Consider the following 15,913-nt stretch of genomic DNA (forward strand, 5'->3'; position numbering starts at 1 on the left):
GGACAACGAAGGGCGCCGTACGGCCGGTTGAACCGCACAGCGCCCCCATGCTCCAGCGGGTCTTGTCACACCTTCAGGTACTTGCGCAACGCGAAGAACGCGGCGAGCGCGGGCATCAGCAGGCTGATGGCGAGCACCAGCGGCAGCTTGGCCAGGACCGCGTCCCACCCGATGAAGTTGATCAGATTCAGCTTCTCGGAGAGCGCGAGGCCGTGATCGATGATGAAGTACCGGCCCACAAGGAGCATTCCGCAGGCGACACCGCCACCGATCAGCCCGGCGACGGCGGCCTCCATGATGAACGGCATCTGGATGTAGAAGCTGGACGCGCCGACGAGCCGCATGATCCCGGTTTCACGTCTCCGGCTGAACGCGGAGACACGCACCGTGTTGACGATCAGCATCAGCGCGACGACGAGCATCAGCGCCATCACCGCGAGCGCGGCCCAGTTCATGCCGTTGAGCAGCCCGAAGAGGTTCTCCAGGATGCCCTTCTGGTCCTGCACGGACTGCACGCCGTCACGCCCGGAGAAGGCGGTCGCGACCACCTGGTACTTCTCCGGGTCCTTCAGCTTGATGCGGTACGACTCCTGCATCTGGTCCGGCGTGAGGGAGCTGGACAGCGGCGAGTCGCCGAACTGCTCCTTGTAGTGCTTGTAGGCCTGGTCGGCCGATTCGTACTCGACCTTCTGCACGACGGGCATCTTCTTCAGGTCGACCTTGACCTGTTCCTTCTGCTCGTTCGTGACCGCGCCCTTGGCGCACTTGGGATCCTGCTCCGCGTCGGCCTTGTTGCAGAGGAAGATCGATACGTTGACCTTGTCGTACCAGAAGCCCTTCATCGTGCTCACCTGGTCACGCATGAGCAGCGAGCCGCCGAACAGGGCGAGCGAGAGGGCCACGGAGACGATGACCGCGAAGGTCATCGTGAGATTACGGCGGAGACCGACGCCGATCTCCGACAGGACGAACTGGGCGCGCATGGCTCCCTTTCAGTGGATCAGTGCAGTGGATCAGTACGGGTCGTCAGTGCTGGTAGCCGTAGACGCCGCGCGACTGGTCGCGGACGAGACGGCCCTTCTCCAGCTCGATGACCCGCTTGCGCATCTGGTCCACGATCTGCTGGTCGTGGGTCGCCATGACGACGGTCGTGCCCGTGCGGTTGATCCGGTCGAGCAGCTTCATGATGCCGACCGATGTCTGCGGGTCGAGGTTGCCGGTCGGCTCGTCGGCGATGAGGAGCTTGGGGCGGTTGACGAAGGCTCGCGCGATCGCCACCCGCTGCTGCTCACCACCGGAGAGCTCGCCGGGCATCCGGTCCTCCTTGCCGCCGAGGCCGACGAGGTCGAGGACCTGGGGGACGGACTTGCGGATCTCGCCGCGGGACTTGCCGATGACTTCCTGCGCGAAGGCGACGTTCTCGCCGACGGTCTTGTTCGGAAGGAGCCGGAAGTCCTGGAAGACGGTGCCCAACTGGCGCCGCATGTGCGGCACCTTGAAGTTGGAGAGGCGGGCGAGGTCCTTGCCGAGGACGTGCACCTGGCCGTGGCTGGTGCGCTCCTCCCGCAGGACGAGGCGCAGGAAGGTGGACTTTCCGGAGCCGGAAGAACCCACCAGGAAGACGAACTCGCCCTTTTCGATCTCCAGAGAGACATCCCGGAGGGCGGGCCGGGTCTGCTTGGGGTAGGCCTTGGAGACGTTGTCGAATCGGATCACGGATGCACCACGGGTCGCCGGGGGTAGGTGAGCGTGACCATACGCGAAGCGGGTACGCGAGCGCAGTCAGCGTCCTGAGTTGCGCGAATTGTCGCGGATATACCACGGAACGTAACAGCTGGAAACCGACGAGGACGGGCGGGCCGCGCCGAAAGTCGTGGAAGCTGGCACAGTGGTAGAGGAACGGATTGGGAACGGTTGAGTTCCCCCTAGCGTTGGGCAGGCTGTGACTGTGCGGGAGGAGGAGCGCATGACCTACGACAGGTTGGTGTGCGCGAACTGCGCGTCGCCCGTGAGCGAAGGCCGCTGCCCCGTGTGCCGGGCCAATCGCGAGCGCATGCAGCAAGAGGGGCCGTTCGGCGGCCTCAGCCCTGCGGCCCTGATAGGACTGCTCGTCGTGCTGATAGCGGCGGTGGCCCTGCTGGCACACCAGACCGCTTAGAGCGCGCTCAGTACGCCACAGGCGCGCACCAGGACACCAGAAGGGCCCGGAGCTGGCTGCTCCGGGCCCTTCTGTCATGTCATGTCACGCCATGCCGTGCCGATGCCCTCTATCAGGCAGCGGCGCCGCGGTTGCCGACGAAGCGCGGCAGAACGCGGAAGCCGATGCCACCGGCGATCATCGTCGCGGCACCGATCAGCAGGAACGTGGTCTCGGCGGCACCCGTCTCGGCGAGCTCACCCTTGTCGGCCTTGTCACCCTGCTCGACCGGGGCGGAGCCCGTGTCGTTCAGGCTGTCCTTGCCCTTGCCCTGCTCGACGGGGTTGTTGGCGCCGCCGTCGGGGTCGTTGTCGTTGCCGCCATTGCCGCCGTTGCCGCCACCACCGGTGCCGTTGCCGTTACCGGGGTCGCTGGGGTTCTCGGTGGGCGTGCCCGGGTCCGAGGGGTCCGTCGGGTCGTCGGTGGGCGTGCCCGGGTCCGTCGGGTCCTCGGTGGGCTCCGTGGGCTCCTCGGTGGGCTCGGTCGGCTCCTCCGTGGGTTCCGTCGGGTCCGCGGTGGGCTCCGTCGGAATCTCGGTGGGCGGGGTGGGGTCGTTGGTCGGGTCGTCGTCGTCCTCACCCAGGCCGACGTCGACTCCGATGCCGTTCTCGTCGGCGCTGGCGCTGGCGCCCACACCGCCGCCGAGGTCGACGCCGACGTCGAGGGCCGAAGCGGCACCCGCGGCGGTCAGCGAAGCACCGGCGGCGATCACCGCACCTGCCGCTATGCGTGCAACGCGGATCCGCGTCTTCTTGGTCATCTGGCTGCTACCCCCAGTAGCTGAATCGTCAGTGAGGCAGCGTCCGGGTCCGCGTTCGTCAGGAGCGCTGAATCCGCCCCCCACAGATCACACGCGCCCCAGAGATACGCATGCCGCTCGCTAGCCTTTCCAGTTTCCGGAGCAACGTCAAGGTCGTTGCGCGAGCGATGTCTGAAATAGCAGCAGTTGACCGGCGTACGGAGATGTGACTGTGACGTAAAAGGCAACTGCCGCCTCTTGGGCGGCAGTTGCCTTGTCGATAAAGCGGCGCTTACTTCTCCTGCTGCTTGCGCCAGCGAATTCCCGCTTCGAGGAAACCGTCGATCTCGCCGTTGAAAACGGACTCGGGGTTGCCCACCTCGAACTCCGTGCGCAGGTCCTTGACCATCTGGTACGGGTGCAGGACGTACGAACGCATCTGGTTGCCCCAGGAGTTGCCGCCGTCCCCCTTGAGGGCGTTCATCTTCGCCTGCTCCTCCTGGCGGCGGCGCTCGAGGAGCTTGGCCTGGAGGACGTTCATCGCGCTCGCCTTGTTCTGGATCTGCGAGCGCTCGTTCTGACAGGAGACGACGATGCCGGTCGGCAGGTGCGTCAGGCGGACCGCGGAGTCGGTCGTGTTCACGCCCTGGCCGCCGGGGCCCGACGAGCGGTAGACGTCGATGCGCAGCTCGGACTCGTCGATCTCGATGTGGTCGGTCTGCTCGACGACCGGGAGGATCTCGACTCCGGCGAAGGAGGTCTGGCGACGGCCCTGGTTGTCGAAGGGCGAGATGCGGACGAGACGGTGGGTGCCCTGCTCGACCGAGAGCGTTCCGTAGGCGTACGGGACCTGGACGGCGAAGGTGGTCGACTTGATGCCGGCCTCTTCCGCGTACGAGGTTTCGTAGAGCTCCGTCTTGTAGCCGTGGCGCTCGGCCCAGCGCAGGTACATGCGCTGCAGCTTCTCGGCGAAGTCGGAGGCGTCCACGCCGCCGGCCTCCGCGCGGATGGTGACGAGCGCCTCACGGGCGTCGTACTCGCCGGAGAGGAGGGTGCGGACCTCCATCTCGTCCAGCGCCTTCTTGACGGCGGTGAGCTCGGACTCGGCCTCGGCGCGGGTGTCCGGGTCGTCCTCCTCCTCGGCCATCTCGAAGAGCACGCTGAGATCGTCGATACGCCCGCGCAGGGCCTCGGCCTTCCGCACCTCCGCCTGGAGGTGGCTCAGCTTGCTGGTGATCTTCTGTGCCGCTTCCGGGTCGTCCCACAGGGACGGTGCGGCCGCCTGCTCCTCGAGCACAGCGATGTCTGCCCTCAGCTTGTCGAGGTCCAGGACGGCCTCGATCGACTCCATGGTCGAGGAGAGGGACTTGAGCTCTTCGGATACATCGACGACTGCCACGGGTCCAGCCTAACGGCTGGGGGCAAGGGGTCTGCCCTCGCGGCTGCGGGGGCGTGGTCGCCGCCCCCTCGGCAGCGCCTCCTCGCCCCTACGGGGCGGCGTGTCCGGGCCCGCCGTCCGGGCCGGGTCCTCCCGTGGCCCGGGCCGTGCGTCCGCCTGCGGGCCCGCTCCTGCCTGTCCTGTCCCGCCGCTTCGCGACGGATGTCTCCCACCCACCCGCCCGAACACCCCGCATCGAGCGGGGCCCGTAGGGGCACCGGGCTGCGCGTCCGCCTGGCGGCTCGCTCCGGGCAAACCTGTCCCGTCGCTCCGCGACGGATCTCTCCCACCCACCCACCCGAGCACCCCGCATCCAGCCAGAGCCGTAGGGGCACCGGGCTGCGCGTCCGCCTGGCGACTCGCCCCGGCCGAACCTGGCCCGCCGCTCCGCGACGGACCTCTCCCGCCCACCCACCCGAGCACCCCGCATCCAGCCAGAGCCGTAGGGGCACCGGGCTGCGCGTCCGCCCGGCGACTCGCCCCGGCCGAACCTGTCCCGCCGCTTCGCGGCGGATGCCTCCCGCCCACCCACCCGATTACCCGGGGTGCTCGGGTGGGTGGGCGGGGAAAATCCGCCGCGAAGCGGTGGGACAGGGGCTGGACCGTCCGCAGACGTCCGTCCCCATCCGGCAACGGCGTGACCCTGGGTAATCGGGTGGGTGGGCGGGAAAATCCGTCGCGGAGCGGCGGGGCAGGGGCCCGACCGTCCGCGGGCGACCGCCACCGCCCGGCAACCGCGTGATGCCGGGTAAACGGGTGGGCGGGTGGGAGACATCCGCCGCGGAGCGGTGGGGCAGGGCAGGAAGGGGCCGCAGGGTCACGGTGTTGCGGGGGCGGAGTTCTTCTGGTCCTGGGGGGTGGCGTCCGCGTCGTCGCCGTTCGTGGCCACCCAGGTGCCGATGCCCGCCGCGGCCACCAGAACCGCCCCCGCCACGCCGAGCGTGATCCTGCGGCGGCGGGCCGAGGCGCGGTGGCGGGCGGAGCCGGGGCGGGCGGCGCCGGACGCGCGAGGGGCGCGAGCCGTGCCGCGGGCGCCCCCGGCGAGCTCGTCGGGGCCCGGCACGCGCATGGAGGTGTGCGTGTCGCGGTTCGAGTCGGGGGACGACCCGGGGACGAGGGGGACCGCGCCACGGCGTGGAGCGCCCGGGGCCGGCTCCGGCGCCGGCTCCTCCTCCGCCTCCTCCGCGAGCGGCTCCGTGTCCGGCTCGTCCACGTCAAGGGGCGGCATCCCCGCCACCAGGGGCTGAAGCTCCCGCAGCCGCGCCGCCAGCTCCGAGGCGCGCAGGCGGGATGCCGGGGCCTTCGCGAGGCACTGGACCATCAGCTGCCAGAGCTCGTCCGGGATGCCGGGGAGCGGCACAACCGTTTCCGTGACGTGGCGGCGGAGCACCGCCCCGGGGTGGCCTCCACCGAACGGCGTGAACCCCGCGAGGAGCTCGTACAGGACGGTCGCGAGCGCGTAGATGTCGACGGCCGCGCGCGGGGGCAGGCCCTCGATGATCTCCGGGGCGAGGTAGTCCGGCGTACCGATGATCTTTGTCGCGCGGGTGCGGCGCGGGGAGTCGATCAGCTTCGCCACCCCGAAGTCCGTGAGGAGCGCGGGGTGCGAGCCGCCGGGGCCCAGCGGGCCCTGCATGTCGAGCAGTACGTTCTCCGGCTTCACGTCACGGTGCACGATCCCCGCGGCGTGCGCCGCCGCGAGGCCGTCCGCGACGTCCGCCACGATCGCCACCGCCGCCTCCGGAGCGAGGCGCCGCTCACGGTCCAGGCGGGTGCGCACGTCCGTGCCGCGGACCAGGTCCATCACCAGGGCGAGGTCGTTGCCGTCGACCACCAGGTCGTGGACGCCCACCACGCGCGCGTGGTCGAGGCTGAGGAGCGCCGTGCGCTCCTGGACGAAGCGGCCGACGAGCTCCTGGTCGGACGCCAGGTCCTCGCGCAGCAGCTTGATGGCGACGGGCCCCTCGGGTCCCTCGCCGAGCCACACCGTGCCGGCGCTGCCCCGACCAAGGATCTGGTGGGCGGTGTACCGGCTGCCGATCTTGCGTGCCAAGACTGCTCCTACGGATGCGTGTTGGCGACAAAGCTACGCGGCCTCGACGCCAACCTTCACTCCAGGAGCAGAAATCACCCTGCAGGTGTCGACAAATCCCCAAGGTCGGTCGGGGATTCGCCCATCACTGACCCGTCAGTGGCTCATCACTGACTCATCACCGGCTCATCGCTGATCCGTCAGTGGCCCACCGCTGACCGCAGGGCCGCACGGCGCTGCTAGTCGCAGCTAGTTGCCGCTCACTTTCCCCATCCAGCCGGAGACCGTGTCGTACCAGTCCGTCAGCTGTTCCCAGTAACCCTTCGTCGTGCCGATCCACTCCTGGAGCGGGCTCAGCTCCCAGACGAGCCAGCTCGCCACGAAGAGGATGATGATCGTGAAGAGGCACCCCTTGAGGCAGCCGAGACCCGGGATCTTCATCCGGTTCGGGTTCGAGCCGCGCTGCCTGGGTTCCCTGGGCTCGCGCGGCGGCCGTCCCGCGGGCGGCTGCTGGGGCGGCGTCTGCTGCGGCGGCGCGTACTGCTGCTGCTGCTGAGGCTGGGGAGCGTACTGCTGTTGCTGTGGACGCTGCTGGCGCTGCTGCTGCGGCGCGTACTGCTGGGGGCGCTGCTGCGGCTGTTGCTGCTGCGGGCGGGCCACCTGGCGCTGCGGGCGGCGGCGCAGCGGGTCGTCGTTCGGGTCCATGTACGCCTGGACCTGCGTCTGTTCGTTGCGGTCCCGGGCCGCCCGCATCTGGTTCTGCCAGGGATGCTGGTCGTCCGGGGCCCCGCCGGGCTGGTTCGGCGGCACCGGCGGCATGACGGCCGTCGGGTCGGCCGCGCCTCGGCTGCCGCTGCCGGTGGGCAGCACCGACGTCGGGTCGGCGTCCCCGGAACCGGGGCCGCCGGTGTTCTGCATGACGCTCGTCGGCGCGCTGGGGTCGTACGACCCCGCGTTGTTCGGAAGCACCTGGGTGGGGTCGGCCGCACCGGCGGTGCCCGGCACCGCGGCGGGCGACGGGTCGGGCATGAGGAGGGCGCCCACGCCCTCCGCGGCGGCGATCTGCGCGCTGGACGCGTGCACGCCCACGCCTTCCGCGACGGCCCGCAGACCGCGCGCGAGGTTCTCGGCGCTGGGGCGGTGGTCGGGGTTCTTGCTGAGGCAGCGTTCTATGACCGTCCACAGCGGGTCGGGGACCGTGGAGGGGCGGCGCGGTTCGGCGCTCAGGTGCTGGTGCAGGACTTCGAGGGCCGAGCCGCCGCCGAAGGGCGGGCTGCCGGTGACGAGCTCGTACAGGAGGATGCCCGCGCCGTAGATGTCGACGGCGCTGGTCTGCGGGCGGCCCTCGGCGGACTCGGGTGCCACGTACGCGGGCGTGCCGACGAATTCGTGGGTGCGGGTCAGGCCCGGGGAGTCGGCGAGGCGCGCGATGCCGAAGTCGGTGAGCATCGGGTGCATCGAGCCGTCGGCGTCCTGCTTGAGCAGGACGTTCGCGGGCTTCAGGTCGCGGTGCACGACTCCGTCCGCGTGGCTCGCGGCGAGGGCGTCGGCGATCTGGGCGGTCATCAGGGCCGCGCCGACCGGCGAGAACGGGCCGTTCTCGCGGAGGTAGCGGTGCAGGTCAGGGCCTTCGACCAGGTCCATGACGAGGGCGAGGAGCTCCCCCTCGACGACCAGGTCGCGGGTCCGCACGATGTTCGGGTGCGTCAGCCTGAGCAGGACGGATCGCTCGCGCAGGAAGCGCATCACGATGTCCGCGTCGTTGGCGAGCTCCTCCTTGAGGACCTTGATCGCGACGGTCTCGCCGGGCTGGCCCGGGACTGCCGCCTCGGCACCCGCGGTCTCGCGCTGGCGGGCCCGCCAGACGGTGCCCGTGGCGCCGCGACCGAGCGGCTCCTCGAGCAGGTATTTGCTGCCTACCGGCCGCACGTCAGGCTCCCTGCTGATCTACTGATCTGACTGGTCTGTCCGTACCCGGCTACCCGCCGGAAGGTGTTCCGACCCACTCTAGTGCCGCCGAACGGGGCACCGGCCGGTCTCATTCCGACCCGGCCACGAGGTGGCCGGATAGCTGACCGGACAGGTGACCGGACAGCCGTTCGGTGGAAAGACGCTCCACTGACGCCGTTGGTTGCCGATGGGCGTCGAATTGACCTTCGTCACGATGCGCCGACCGACGATCGCAACGGTCCAAGCAGGCACTTTTCCGAGCAGAGCCGACCAATCAAGATCACTTACGGGTGGCCGCCGGGCGTGTTGTCAGCGGCAGGTGCGAAGATGCCTTCTTGTTACTGGCCGATGTGGCCGTGTGCGGTGGGGGGAATCACAGCGCGAGTACAGCGCGCGTCCCCGCGCCCGGCGGCAAGGGCAGAAGGGACCGCTGACGGCGATGCAGATCCGGCTGACCGTCCTCGGGCCGCGCAGCGGCCAGACCGCCGAGCCCCAAGACCGTCCTGCCGTGCCGCGCGGCGCCTGTGACGTGCTCGTCACCGCCCCCGCCGGCACCGCGCTCGCCACGGTCGCGTCCGGCCTCGCCGCGGTCGTCTCGGGCGGCGAGGGACCAGTCGTCCTGTACGCCGAGTCGGAGCGGCTCGACGCCCAGCGCTGCACCATCGGGGAGCCACCGCTCATCGACGGAGCGGTGCTCTCGCTCGGCTCCCCCGCCGAGCCCGGACCCGAACTCGCCTCGGCCGCAGCCCAGTTGCACGTGATCGCGGGCCCCGACGCGGGCGGCGTGCACCTCCTGCACGGCGGCCAGATCCGCGTCGGCCGCTCGGGCGACGCGGACGTACCGCTGGACGACCCGGACGTCTCCCGCCTGCACTGCGCGGTGACGCTCGCCCCGGACGGCCAGGTCACCGTCACGGACCTGGGGTCCACGAACGGCACCACGGTGGACGGCCGCGAGATCACCGACCACCCGGTGCGCCTCTCCCCCGGCTCCCTGCTGCGGCTCGGCGAGTCCGCGCTGCGGCTCACCACCGGGGACGGGACGGGCGGCGCGCTGCCGACGGCGGCGGACGGCGAGGGGCACGTGCGCGTGCGGGTCGCCGCGAGCGGCCCGAGCGGCGACGACCTCCGGAGCGCGCCCCCCGGAGCGGGCCACGCGCCCTCCGACGGCACCCATCACGCCTACGGCTCCGCGGGCTGGGGTTCCGCCGGCGACGACGGCCGGGACGGGGCGCAGGGAACGCAAGGGGCGTACGGCCGCACCTCTCTCACCGATGTGCCGCTCGTGCCCCAGCAGGGCGGCGCCCCGGACACCGAGAGCACCCGCGTCGGCACCCCCGCGCGCGGGACGACTGTGCCGCGCAACCTGCGCAAACGGAGCGGCCTCTCCGCCTGGGCCCGGCGGATCACGGGCGCCCGTGACGACGAGCCCGGACAGACCGGCCCCGAGGACGACGCGTACGAAACGCCGGAGGACGGCCCCTCCTCCCCGCAACCGGCGGGTCCTACCCCCGAGGATCTCGCGGTGGCCGCCGCCGCGCGGACCCCGGAGTCCTGGCCCGATCCCGCGGCCCTGCTGCTCACGGCGCTCGGTCCAGGACCCCGGCTCTGGGAGCGCGGGCCCGGCCACCCGGAGGCGCTCGCGGTCCGGCTCGGCACGGTCGACCGCACGGCCCCGGACGAGCGCGGCCTGCTGCCCGCCGTCCCCGTGACGGTCAGCCTGCGCGAGGCGGGCGCGCTCGGCCTCGCGGGACCGCGCGAGCGGCTCACGGGGCTCGCCCGTGCCGTCGTCTCCCAGCTCGCGGCGCTGCACTCCCCCGACACCCTGGAGATCGTGCTGCTCAGCACGGACCGGGCGCGGCCCACGCCGGAGCGCGCCGCCGAGTGGTCCTGGCTCGGCTGGCTCCCGCATCTGCGGCCCACGCACGGCCAGGACTGTCGCCTCCTCCTCGCCTACGACCGCGAGCAGGCGGCAGCGCGTACGGGAGAGCTGCTGCGGCGCCTCGACGACTACGTGGCGGACAAGGCGTCCGCCACCGCGACCGACGGCCGCAGCAACAGCAACAGCAACAGCAACAGCTCAGCGGAAAGCTCCCTGGACGCCGGGTCCCGCACCGTCGTCGTGGTGGACGGCGACCCCGGGGCCGCCGGGCTGCGCGAAGCCGTGACACGGCTCGCGCGCGAAGGGGGCAGCGCCGGGATCCACGTCGTCTGCCTGGCGGAGACGCCCGCCGCGTCGCCCGCGTCGCCGGTGTCCGCCACGTACGAAGCCGCCTGTTCCGTGTCGCCCGCCTTCCGCGCCTGCGGTGCCGTCGCGCTGCTCAGCGGCGACGTGGCCACCGCCCTGCGGCTGCTGCGGACCGTGGACGGGCACCCGGCGGGGCACGGCACCGTCGCGGCGGTGGACGCGGTGTCGCAGGCCTGGGCCGAGCGGTTCGCCCGCGCCCTTGCGCCTTTCCGTACGGACGGGGCACCCGGCGACGGGCACGCGCGCGTGTCTGCTCCGTTGCCTCAAATGGCGCGGCTCCTCGATGAGTTGGGGCTCGCCCGGGCCACGCCCGCGTCCCTGATGGCGCGATGGGCCGCTGCCGCCGACGACCCGGAGGCGGCGGGCGGGCGGGCCGCGACGGTGCTCGGGGCCGGGCCGCGCGGGCCCGTGGTCGTGGACCTCGCCACCGAGGGCCCGCATGTGCTGGCCGAGGGCCCTTCGGGGAGCGGTCGTACGGAGCTGCTGCGGTCCGTCGCCGCGTCGCTGGCCGCGGCGGAGCGCCCCGACCGCCTCGGCATGGTCCTCATCGACGGGCGGGACAGCACGGGGAGTGGGAACAGCGGGACGAACGGGGGGAACATACGGCTGGTCGAGGGCCTCGCGGTCTGTATGGACCTGCCGCACGTCACCACGCATCTGGCCGCCAACGACCCGGTGCGGATGCGGGAGTTCGCCCAGTCCTTGACCGCCGAGCTGAAGAGGCGGGCCGAGTTGCTCGGGCGTCTCGGGTTCGCCGAGTGGCATGCGCGGGTGCCGTCCGCCGGCGGGAGCGTCAGCGATGGCAGCGGTCCCGGTAGCGGCGGGGGCGATCTTGAGCCGCCGCCGAGTTCCACGATGCGATTGCGGCCCGTCGCTGTCAGCAAGGGCGTCGAGCCCGGGCCTCCGCTGCCTCGGCTCGTCGTGCTCGTCGATGACTTCGACGCGCTGCTCTCTCCCGCGCTCGGGTCGCCCGGGCGGCCCGCGGCGGGGTCCGTCGTGCGGGCACTTGAGGCTGTCGCCCGGGACGGAGAGCGGCTCGGGGTGCATCTCGTGGCCACTACGGCTCGCAGTGAGCGGATGGCTGAGACCGAGCTGGGGCGACGGGCCGCTGTGCGGATCGCGCTGGACGCGGTTTCTCCCGGCGCGGAGGAGCCTGCTCCCGGGCGGGGGGAGCTCCGTACCGCCGAGGGGCGGGTGAGTCCCTTCCAGGCGGGGCGGGTCACCGGGCGCATTCCTCGTACGTCCACGTTGCGGCCCACGGTTGTTCCGCTGGAGTGGGAGCGGATGGGCGACCCTCCGGCCCGCCGCCCTGTTCGTGAACTGGGCAACGGGCCGACGGACTTGGCGTTGCTCGCCAGCGCGCTCGAGCGGGCCGCGCGCTCTGTCGCCGCGGATCAGGTGCCGTCCCTTTTGTAGCTCTCCTTTGTAGCTTTGCAGCTCTGCTTTGTAGCTCCGCGCTGCTTCCGGTGCCGGGCGCCCCTCTCGTCCGTGCCCGGTGCCCTGGCTCATGACGGCACGTCACAACGCCATCACGATCAGCTGGTTGGGACTGTTTGCGCTCTTGCCGCTTCTCCCCGCGCAGGCGTAGACAGGCCGCACGGACTCGCCAGGGACCAGGGAAGAGAACGGGGCAGTGATGCGCAGCACTCTTCGTACACGCAGGGCACCGCACCACCGGCGTACCACCGCCACATTCGCCGCGGCGGTCGTCGCGGGCGCGCTCGCGCTCACCGTCACCTCGTGCGGTGGCGGCGACGACAACGACAAGGACGGCGGGGACAAGGCCAGCGGCACGGAGAGCGGCGCCGCGGTCCAACTGCCCAAGCTGGACGGGCAGACCGTCTCCGTCGCCGCCGTATGGGGCGGCGCGGAGCGGAAGGTCTTCCTCAAGGTTCTTGACGAGTTCGAGAAGCAGACCGGGGCCAAGGTCACTTTCGTACCCGCCCAGGATCCCATCATCAGCTTCCTCGAGTCGAAGGTCGCGGGCGGCTCGCCGCCGGACGTCGCGATGCTTCCGCAGGTCGGCGCGGTCAAGCAGGCCGTGGCCAACAAGTGGGCCAAACCGGTCGGGCCCGCCGCGCAGAAGGAGATCGACAAGAACTACGCGAAGGGCTGGCAGGACCTGGGGACCGTCGACGGCAAGCAGTACGGCGTGTACTTCAAGGCCGCCAACAAGTCCCTGGTCTGGTACAACACGCAGGTCTTCGAGAACGCGGGCGCCAAACCGGCCAAGACCTGGGACGACTTCATGAAGACGGCCAGGACCGTGTACGACTCCGGCGTACCGCCGATCTCGGTCGCGGGCGCCGACGGCTGGACCCTGACCGACTGGTTCGAGAACATCTACCTCTCGCAGGCGGGCCCCGAGCAGTACGACAAGCTCGCCAAGCACGAGATCAAGTGGACGGACCCGTCCGTGAAGAAGGCGCTGACCACGCTCGGCCAGGTCTTCGGGACGAAGGGCTTCGTCGCGGGCGGCGCCGACGGTGCGCTCCAGACCGAGTTCCCCGTGTCGGTCAAGCAGACCTTCACCGGCGGCGACCAGCCCAAGGCGGGCATGGTCTTCGAGGGCGACATGGTCTCGCTGCCGATCTCGGAGACGAAGGCCAAGGTCGGCACGGACGCCAAGGTGTTCCCGTTCCCGGCGGTCGGCAGCGAGTCACCGGCGGTCGTCGGCGGTGACGCCGCCGTGGCGCTGAAGGACAGCAAGGGCGCCCAGGCCCTTCTCACCTACCTCGCGTCTCCCGCGTCGGCCAAGATCTGGGCCGAGGCGGGCGGTTTCGTGTCGCCGAACAAGAGCCTCGACATGGCGGCGTACCCGAACGACGTGCAGCGGAGCATCGCCAAGGCCCTCATCGCGGCGGGCGACGACATCCGCTTCGACATGTCCGACCAGGCCCCGCAGGCCTTCGGCGGCACGCCGGGCAAGGGTGAGTGGAAGGCGCTGCAGGACTTCCTGAAGAACCCGAAGGACGTCGAGGGCACGCAGCAGGCTCTGGAGACGGCCGCCGCCAAGGCCTACAAGGACTGACGCGATGGCGTCCGCGAACGCCGGGGGCACGCCGAGTGCGGCGCTGCCCCCGGCTCCCAAGCCGCGCAAGAGCGTGACCGGAACGCACAAGGGCATGGCGGCGCTCTTCCTGCTGCCCGCCCTGGTGCTGCTCGGCGCGCTCGTCCTCTACCCCATCGGGTACTCCCTCTTCCGCAGCTTCTTCGACAAGTCGGGCGACTTCACGGCGTTCGGCAACTACAAGACCCTGTTCACGGACGACACCATCCTCACCGCGGTCAAGAACAACGCGATCTGGGTGGTCGTCGCCCCGACCCTGGCGACCGGACTCGGCCTGATCTTCGCCGTGCTCACCGAACGGATCCGCTGGGGCACGGCGTTCAAGCTGGTCATCTTCATGCCGATGGCGATCTCGATGCTCGCCGCCGGCATCATCTTCCGGCTCGTGTACGAGTCCGATCCCGACCGGGGTGTCGCCAACGCCGTCGTCGTGGGCGTGCACGACACGTTCGCCGAGTCGTCCTCCTTCCCGCAGGCGCATCCCAGTACGGAGTCGCCCCTGAAGCCGGCAGGCGGTGGCGCCTTCGTCACGCGCGAGCCGGTCAGCGCGGGCACTCCGGTGGCGCTGCCGCTGACCGGTGTGGCGCCGGAAGACATGCCGGACGGCGCCAAGTCCGCGGCGGCCGCGAAGCCGGACCCCGACAAGGTCACGGGCACGGCCTGGCAGGACTTCACGCGCGGCAAGGGCCGGGGCGAGATGAACGCCCCGGACAAGACCGAGTTCGGCTATGCCGGGATCAAGGTCGAGGCCGTCAAGGACGGCAAGGTGGTGGCTTCGACCGAGGCGGCGGGCGACGGCACGTTCGCGCTTCCCAAGGAGGCCGACGGGGCCCAACTCCGTTTCCCCGCTTCGAACTTCCACGAGCCGTACAACGGCGTGGACTGGCTCGGCCCCTCCCTGATCACGCCCGCGGTCATCGGCTCGTACCTGTGGATCTGGGTGGGCTTCGCGATGGTCCTGATCGCGGCCGGGCTCGCGAGCGTGCCGCGTGAACTCCTGGAGGCCGCCCGCGTGGACGGCGCCAACGAGTGGCAGGTGTTCCGCCGGATCACCGTGCCGGTCCTCGCGCCGGTGCTCGCGGTGGTGGCGGTCACGCTCATGATCAACGTACTGAAGATCTTCGACCTGATCTTCATCATCCCGCCGAACTCGTCGAAGGACGACGCGAACGTCCTGGCCCTTCAGCTCTACAACTCGGCGTTCCTCGATGACGATTCGGGCGTGGCGAGCGCGATCGCCGTGTTGCTCTTCCTCCTCGTGATCCCGGTGATGCTCTTCAATGTGCGGCGACTGCGGCGGGAGCGACAGCGATGACCACCCAAGTCGAAGTGGTGAAGGCCAAGCAGTCGATCGGCGGGCGGATCGCCTCCGTCCTGAGCGGCACCGCCGTACGCGTCTTCCTCGTCCTCGTCGGGCTCTTCTGGCTGGTGCCGACGGTCGGTCTGCTGCTCGGATCGCTGCGCAGCTCGGCCGACATGGCCGAGAGCGGCTGGTGGAAGGTGTTCAGCGCGCCGTCGCAGATGACGCTCGACAACTACACGAGCCTCCTCAAGGACGAGACGATCACCGACTCGATCCTGTCCAGCATCATGATCACCGTCCCTGCGACGCTGCTCGTCGTGGTCATCGGGTCCCTCGCCGGGTACGCCTTCGCGTGGATGGAGTTCCCGGGGCGCGACTGGTGGTTCCTGGCCGTCGTGGGGCTGCTCGTGGTGCCCGTGCAGGTGGCGCTGCTTCCGGTGTCGAAGATCTTCGGCGCGATCGGCATCTTCGAGACGACGGTCGGTGTGGTCGTCTTCCACGTGGCCTTCGGTCTGCCGTTCGCGATCTTCCTCCTGCGGAACTTCTTCGCGGAGATCCCCCGCGAACTCCTGGAGGCGGCGCGCCTGGACGGAGCCGGTGAACTGCGGCTCTTCTTCCGGGTCGTGATGCCGCTCGGCGCGCCCGCGATCGCCTCGCTCGGCATCTTCCAGTTCCTCTGGGTCTGGAACGACATGCTGATCGCGCTGATCTTCGCCGACTCCAAGAACCCGCCGATCACGGTCGCGCTCCAGCAGCAGGTGCGGTCCTTCGGCGACAACGTGCAGATCCTGGCGCCCGGCGCGTTCATCTCGATGGTGATCCCGCTCGCCGTGTTCTTCGCGTTCCAGCGGCAGTTCGTGTCCGGCGTGATGGCGGGCGCGGTGAAGTAGCAAGACGGTCGTTCGACAGACACACAGCTCCCGAAAGGACACCCAG

At 70.6% G+C, this 15,913-nt stretch carries 11 protein-coding genes; 5 read left to right on the plus strand and 6 right to left on the minus strand.

The window, feature by feature from the left end; all coding sequences use genetic code 11:
• Window positions 1-65: 65 nt before the first annotated feature.
• Both ftsX and ftsE read right to left on the minus strand, forming a co-directional pair.
• The gene (ftsX, locus tag ACZ5CR_RS23145) at window positions 66-983 is read right to left on the minus strand and encodes a permease-like cell division protein FtsX (protein ID WP_468860213.1); all 918 of its coding nucleotides are present in this window, start codon (window positions 981-983) and stop codon (window positions 66-68) included.
• 43 nt (window positions 984-1,026) lie between these two features.
• Entirely contained in the window at window positions 1,027-1,716 is a 690-nt protein-coding gene (ftsE, locus tag ACZ5CR_RS23150; RefSeq protein ID WP_030788113.1) for a cell division ATP-binding protein FtsE, read from the minus strand.
• Between the two features lie 250 nt (window positions 1,717-1,966).
• On the opposite strand from ftsE, the gene ACZ5CR_RS23155 reads away from it, so the two are divergent.
• Entirely contained in the window at window positions 1,967-2,158 is a 192-nt protein-coding gene (locus tag ACZ5CR_RS23155) for a hypothetical protein (RefSeq protein ID WP_389908534.1), read from the plus strand.
• Between the two features lie 112 nt (window positions 2,159-2,270).
• Here ACZ5CR_RS23155 and ACZ5CR_RS23160 read toward each other — a convergent pair whose 3' ends face one another.
• The 4 genes from ACZ5CR_RS23160 to ACZ5CR_RS23175 all read right to left on the minus strand — a co-directional run bounded on the left by ACZ5CR_RS23160 (window position 2,271) and on the right by ACZ5CR_RS23175 (window position 8,335).
• Window positions 2,271-2,957 (minus strand): hypothetical protein, encoded by a 687-nt coding sequence (locus ACZ5CR_RS23160; protein ID WP_468860215.1) that lies wholly within the window; start codon window positions 2,955-2,957, stop codon window positions 2,271-2,273.
• Window positions 2,958-3,228: 271 nt separating this feature from the next.
• Entirely contained in the window at window positions 3,229-4,335 is a 1,107-nt protein-coding gene (gene prfB, locus ACZ5CR_RS23165; protein ID WP_468860217.1) for a peptide chain release factor 2, read from the minus strand.
• Between the two features lie 856 nt (window positions 4,336-5,191).
• Window positions 5,192-6,427, minus strand: a complete 1,236-nt coding sequence (locus tag ACZ5CR_RS23170) for a serine/threonine-protein kinase (RefSeq protein WP_468860219.1) — start codon at window positions 6,425-6,427, stop codon at window positions 5,192-5,194.
• 228 nt (window positions 6,428-6,655) lie between these two features.
• On the minus strand, window positions 6,656-8,335 hold the full coding sequence (locus tag ACZ5CR_RS23175) for a serine/threonine-protein kinase (RefSeq protein ID WP_468860221.1): 1,680 nt from the start codon (window positions 8,333-8,335) through the stop codon (window positions 6,656-6,658).
• Between the two features lie 460 nt (window positions 8,336-8,795).
• Here ACZ5CR_RS23175 and ACZ5CR_RS23180 point away from each other — a divergent pair, with 460 nt between their 5' ends.
• The 4 genes from ACZ5CR_RS23180 to ACZ5CR_RS23195 all read left to right on the plus strand — a co-directional run bounded on the left by ACZ5CR_RS23180 (window position 8,796) and on the right by ACZ5CR_RS23195 (window position 15,867).
• Complete coding sequence (locus ACZ5CR_RS23180) at window positions 8,796-12,020, plus strand: FHA domain-containing protein (protein WP_468860223.1); 3,225 nt, start codon at window positions 8,796-8,798, stop codon at window positions 12,018-12,020.
• A 220-nt stretch (window positions 12,021-12,240) separates the two neighbouring features.
• Window positions 12,241-13,635, plus strand: a complete 1,395-nt coding sequence (locus tag ACZ5CR_RS23185; protein WP_468860225.1) for an ABC transporter substrate-binding protein — start codon at window positions 12,241-12,243, stop codon at window positions 13,633-13,635.
• A gap of 4 nt (window positions 13,636-13,639) precedes the next feature.
• Window positions 13,640-14,989, plus strand: coding sequence for a carbohydrate ABC transporter permease (locus tag ACZ5CR_RS23190; protein WP_468860227.1), 1,350 nt, complete (start codon window positions 13,640-13,642; stop codon window positions 14,987-14,989).
• A complete protein-coding gene (locus ACZ5CR_RS23195) occupies window positions 14,986-15,867 on the plus strand; it encodes a carbohydrate ABC transporter permease (protein WP_468860229.1) in 882 nt (293 codons plus the stop codon). Before ACZ5CR_RS23190 ends, ACZ5CR_RS23195 begins: the two co-directional genes overlap by 4 nt.
• Window positions 15,868-15,913 lie beyond the last annotated feature (46 nt).

Source organism: Streptomyces sp. NPDC031274, assembly GCF_055570235.1.

Coding starts and splice junctions, on each gene's coding strand:
- ftsX (WP_468860213.1), bottom strand. CDS start 983: ATGCGCGCCCAGTTCGTCCTGTCGGAGATCGGCGTCGGTCTCCGCCGT.
- ACZ5CR_RS23155 (WP_389908534.1), top strand. CDS start 1,967: ATGACCTACGACAGGTTGGTGTGCGCGAACTGCGCGTCGCCCGTGAGC.
- ACZ5CR_RS23160 (WP_468860215.1), bottom strand. CDS start 2,957: ATGACCAAGAAGACGCGGATCCGCGTTGCACGCATAGCGGCAGGTGCG.
- ACZ5CR_RS23180 (WP_468860223.1), top strand. CDS start 8,796: ATGCAGATCCGGCTGACCGTCCTCGGGCCGCGCAGCGGCCAGACCGCC.
- ACZ5CR_RS23185 (WP_468860225.1), top strand. CDS start 12,241: ATGCGCAGCACTCTTCGTACACGCAGGGCACCGCACCACCGGCGTACC.
- ACZ5CR_RS23190 (WP_468860227.1), top strand. CDS start 13,640: ATGGCGTCCGCGAACGCCGGGGGCACGCCGAGTGCGGCGCTGCCCCCG.
- ACZ5CR_RS23195 (WP_468860229.1), top strand. CDS start 14,986: ATGACCACCCAAGTCGAAGTGGTGAAGGCCAAGCAGTCGATCGGCGGG.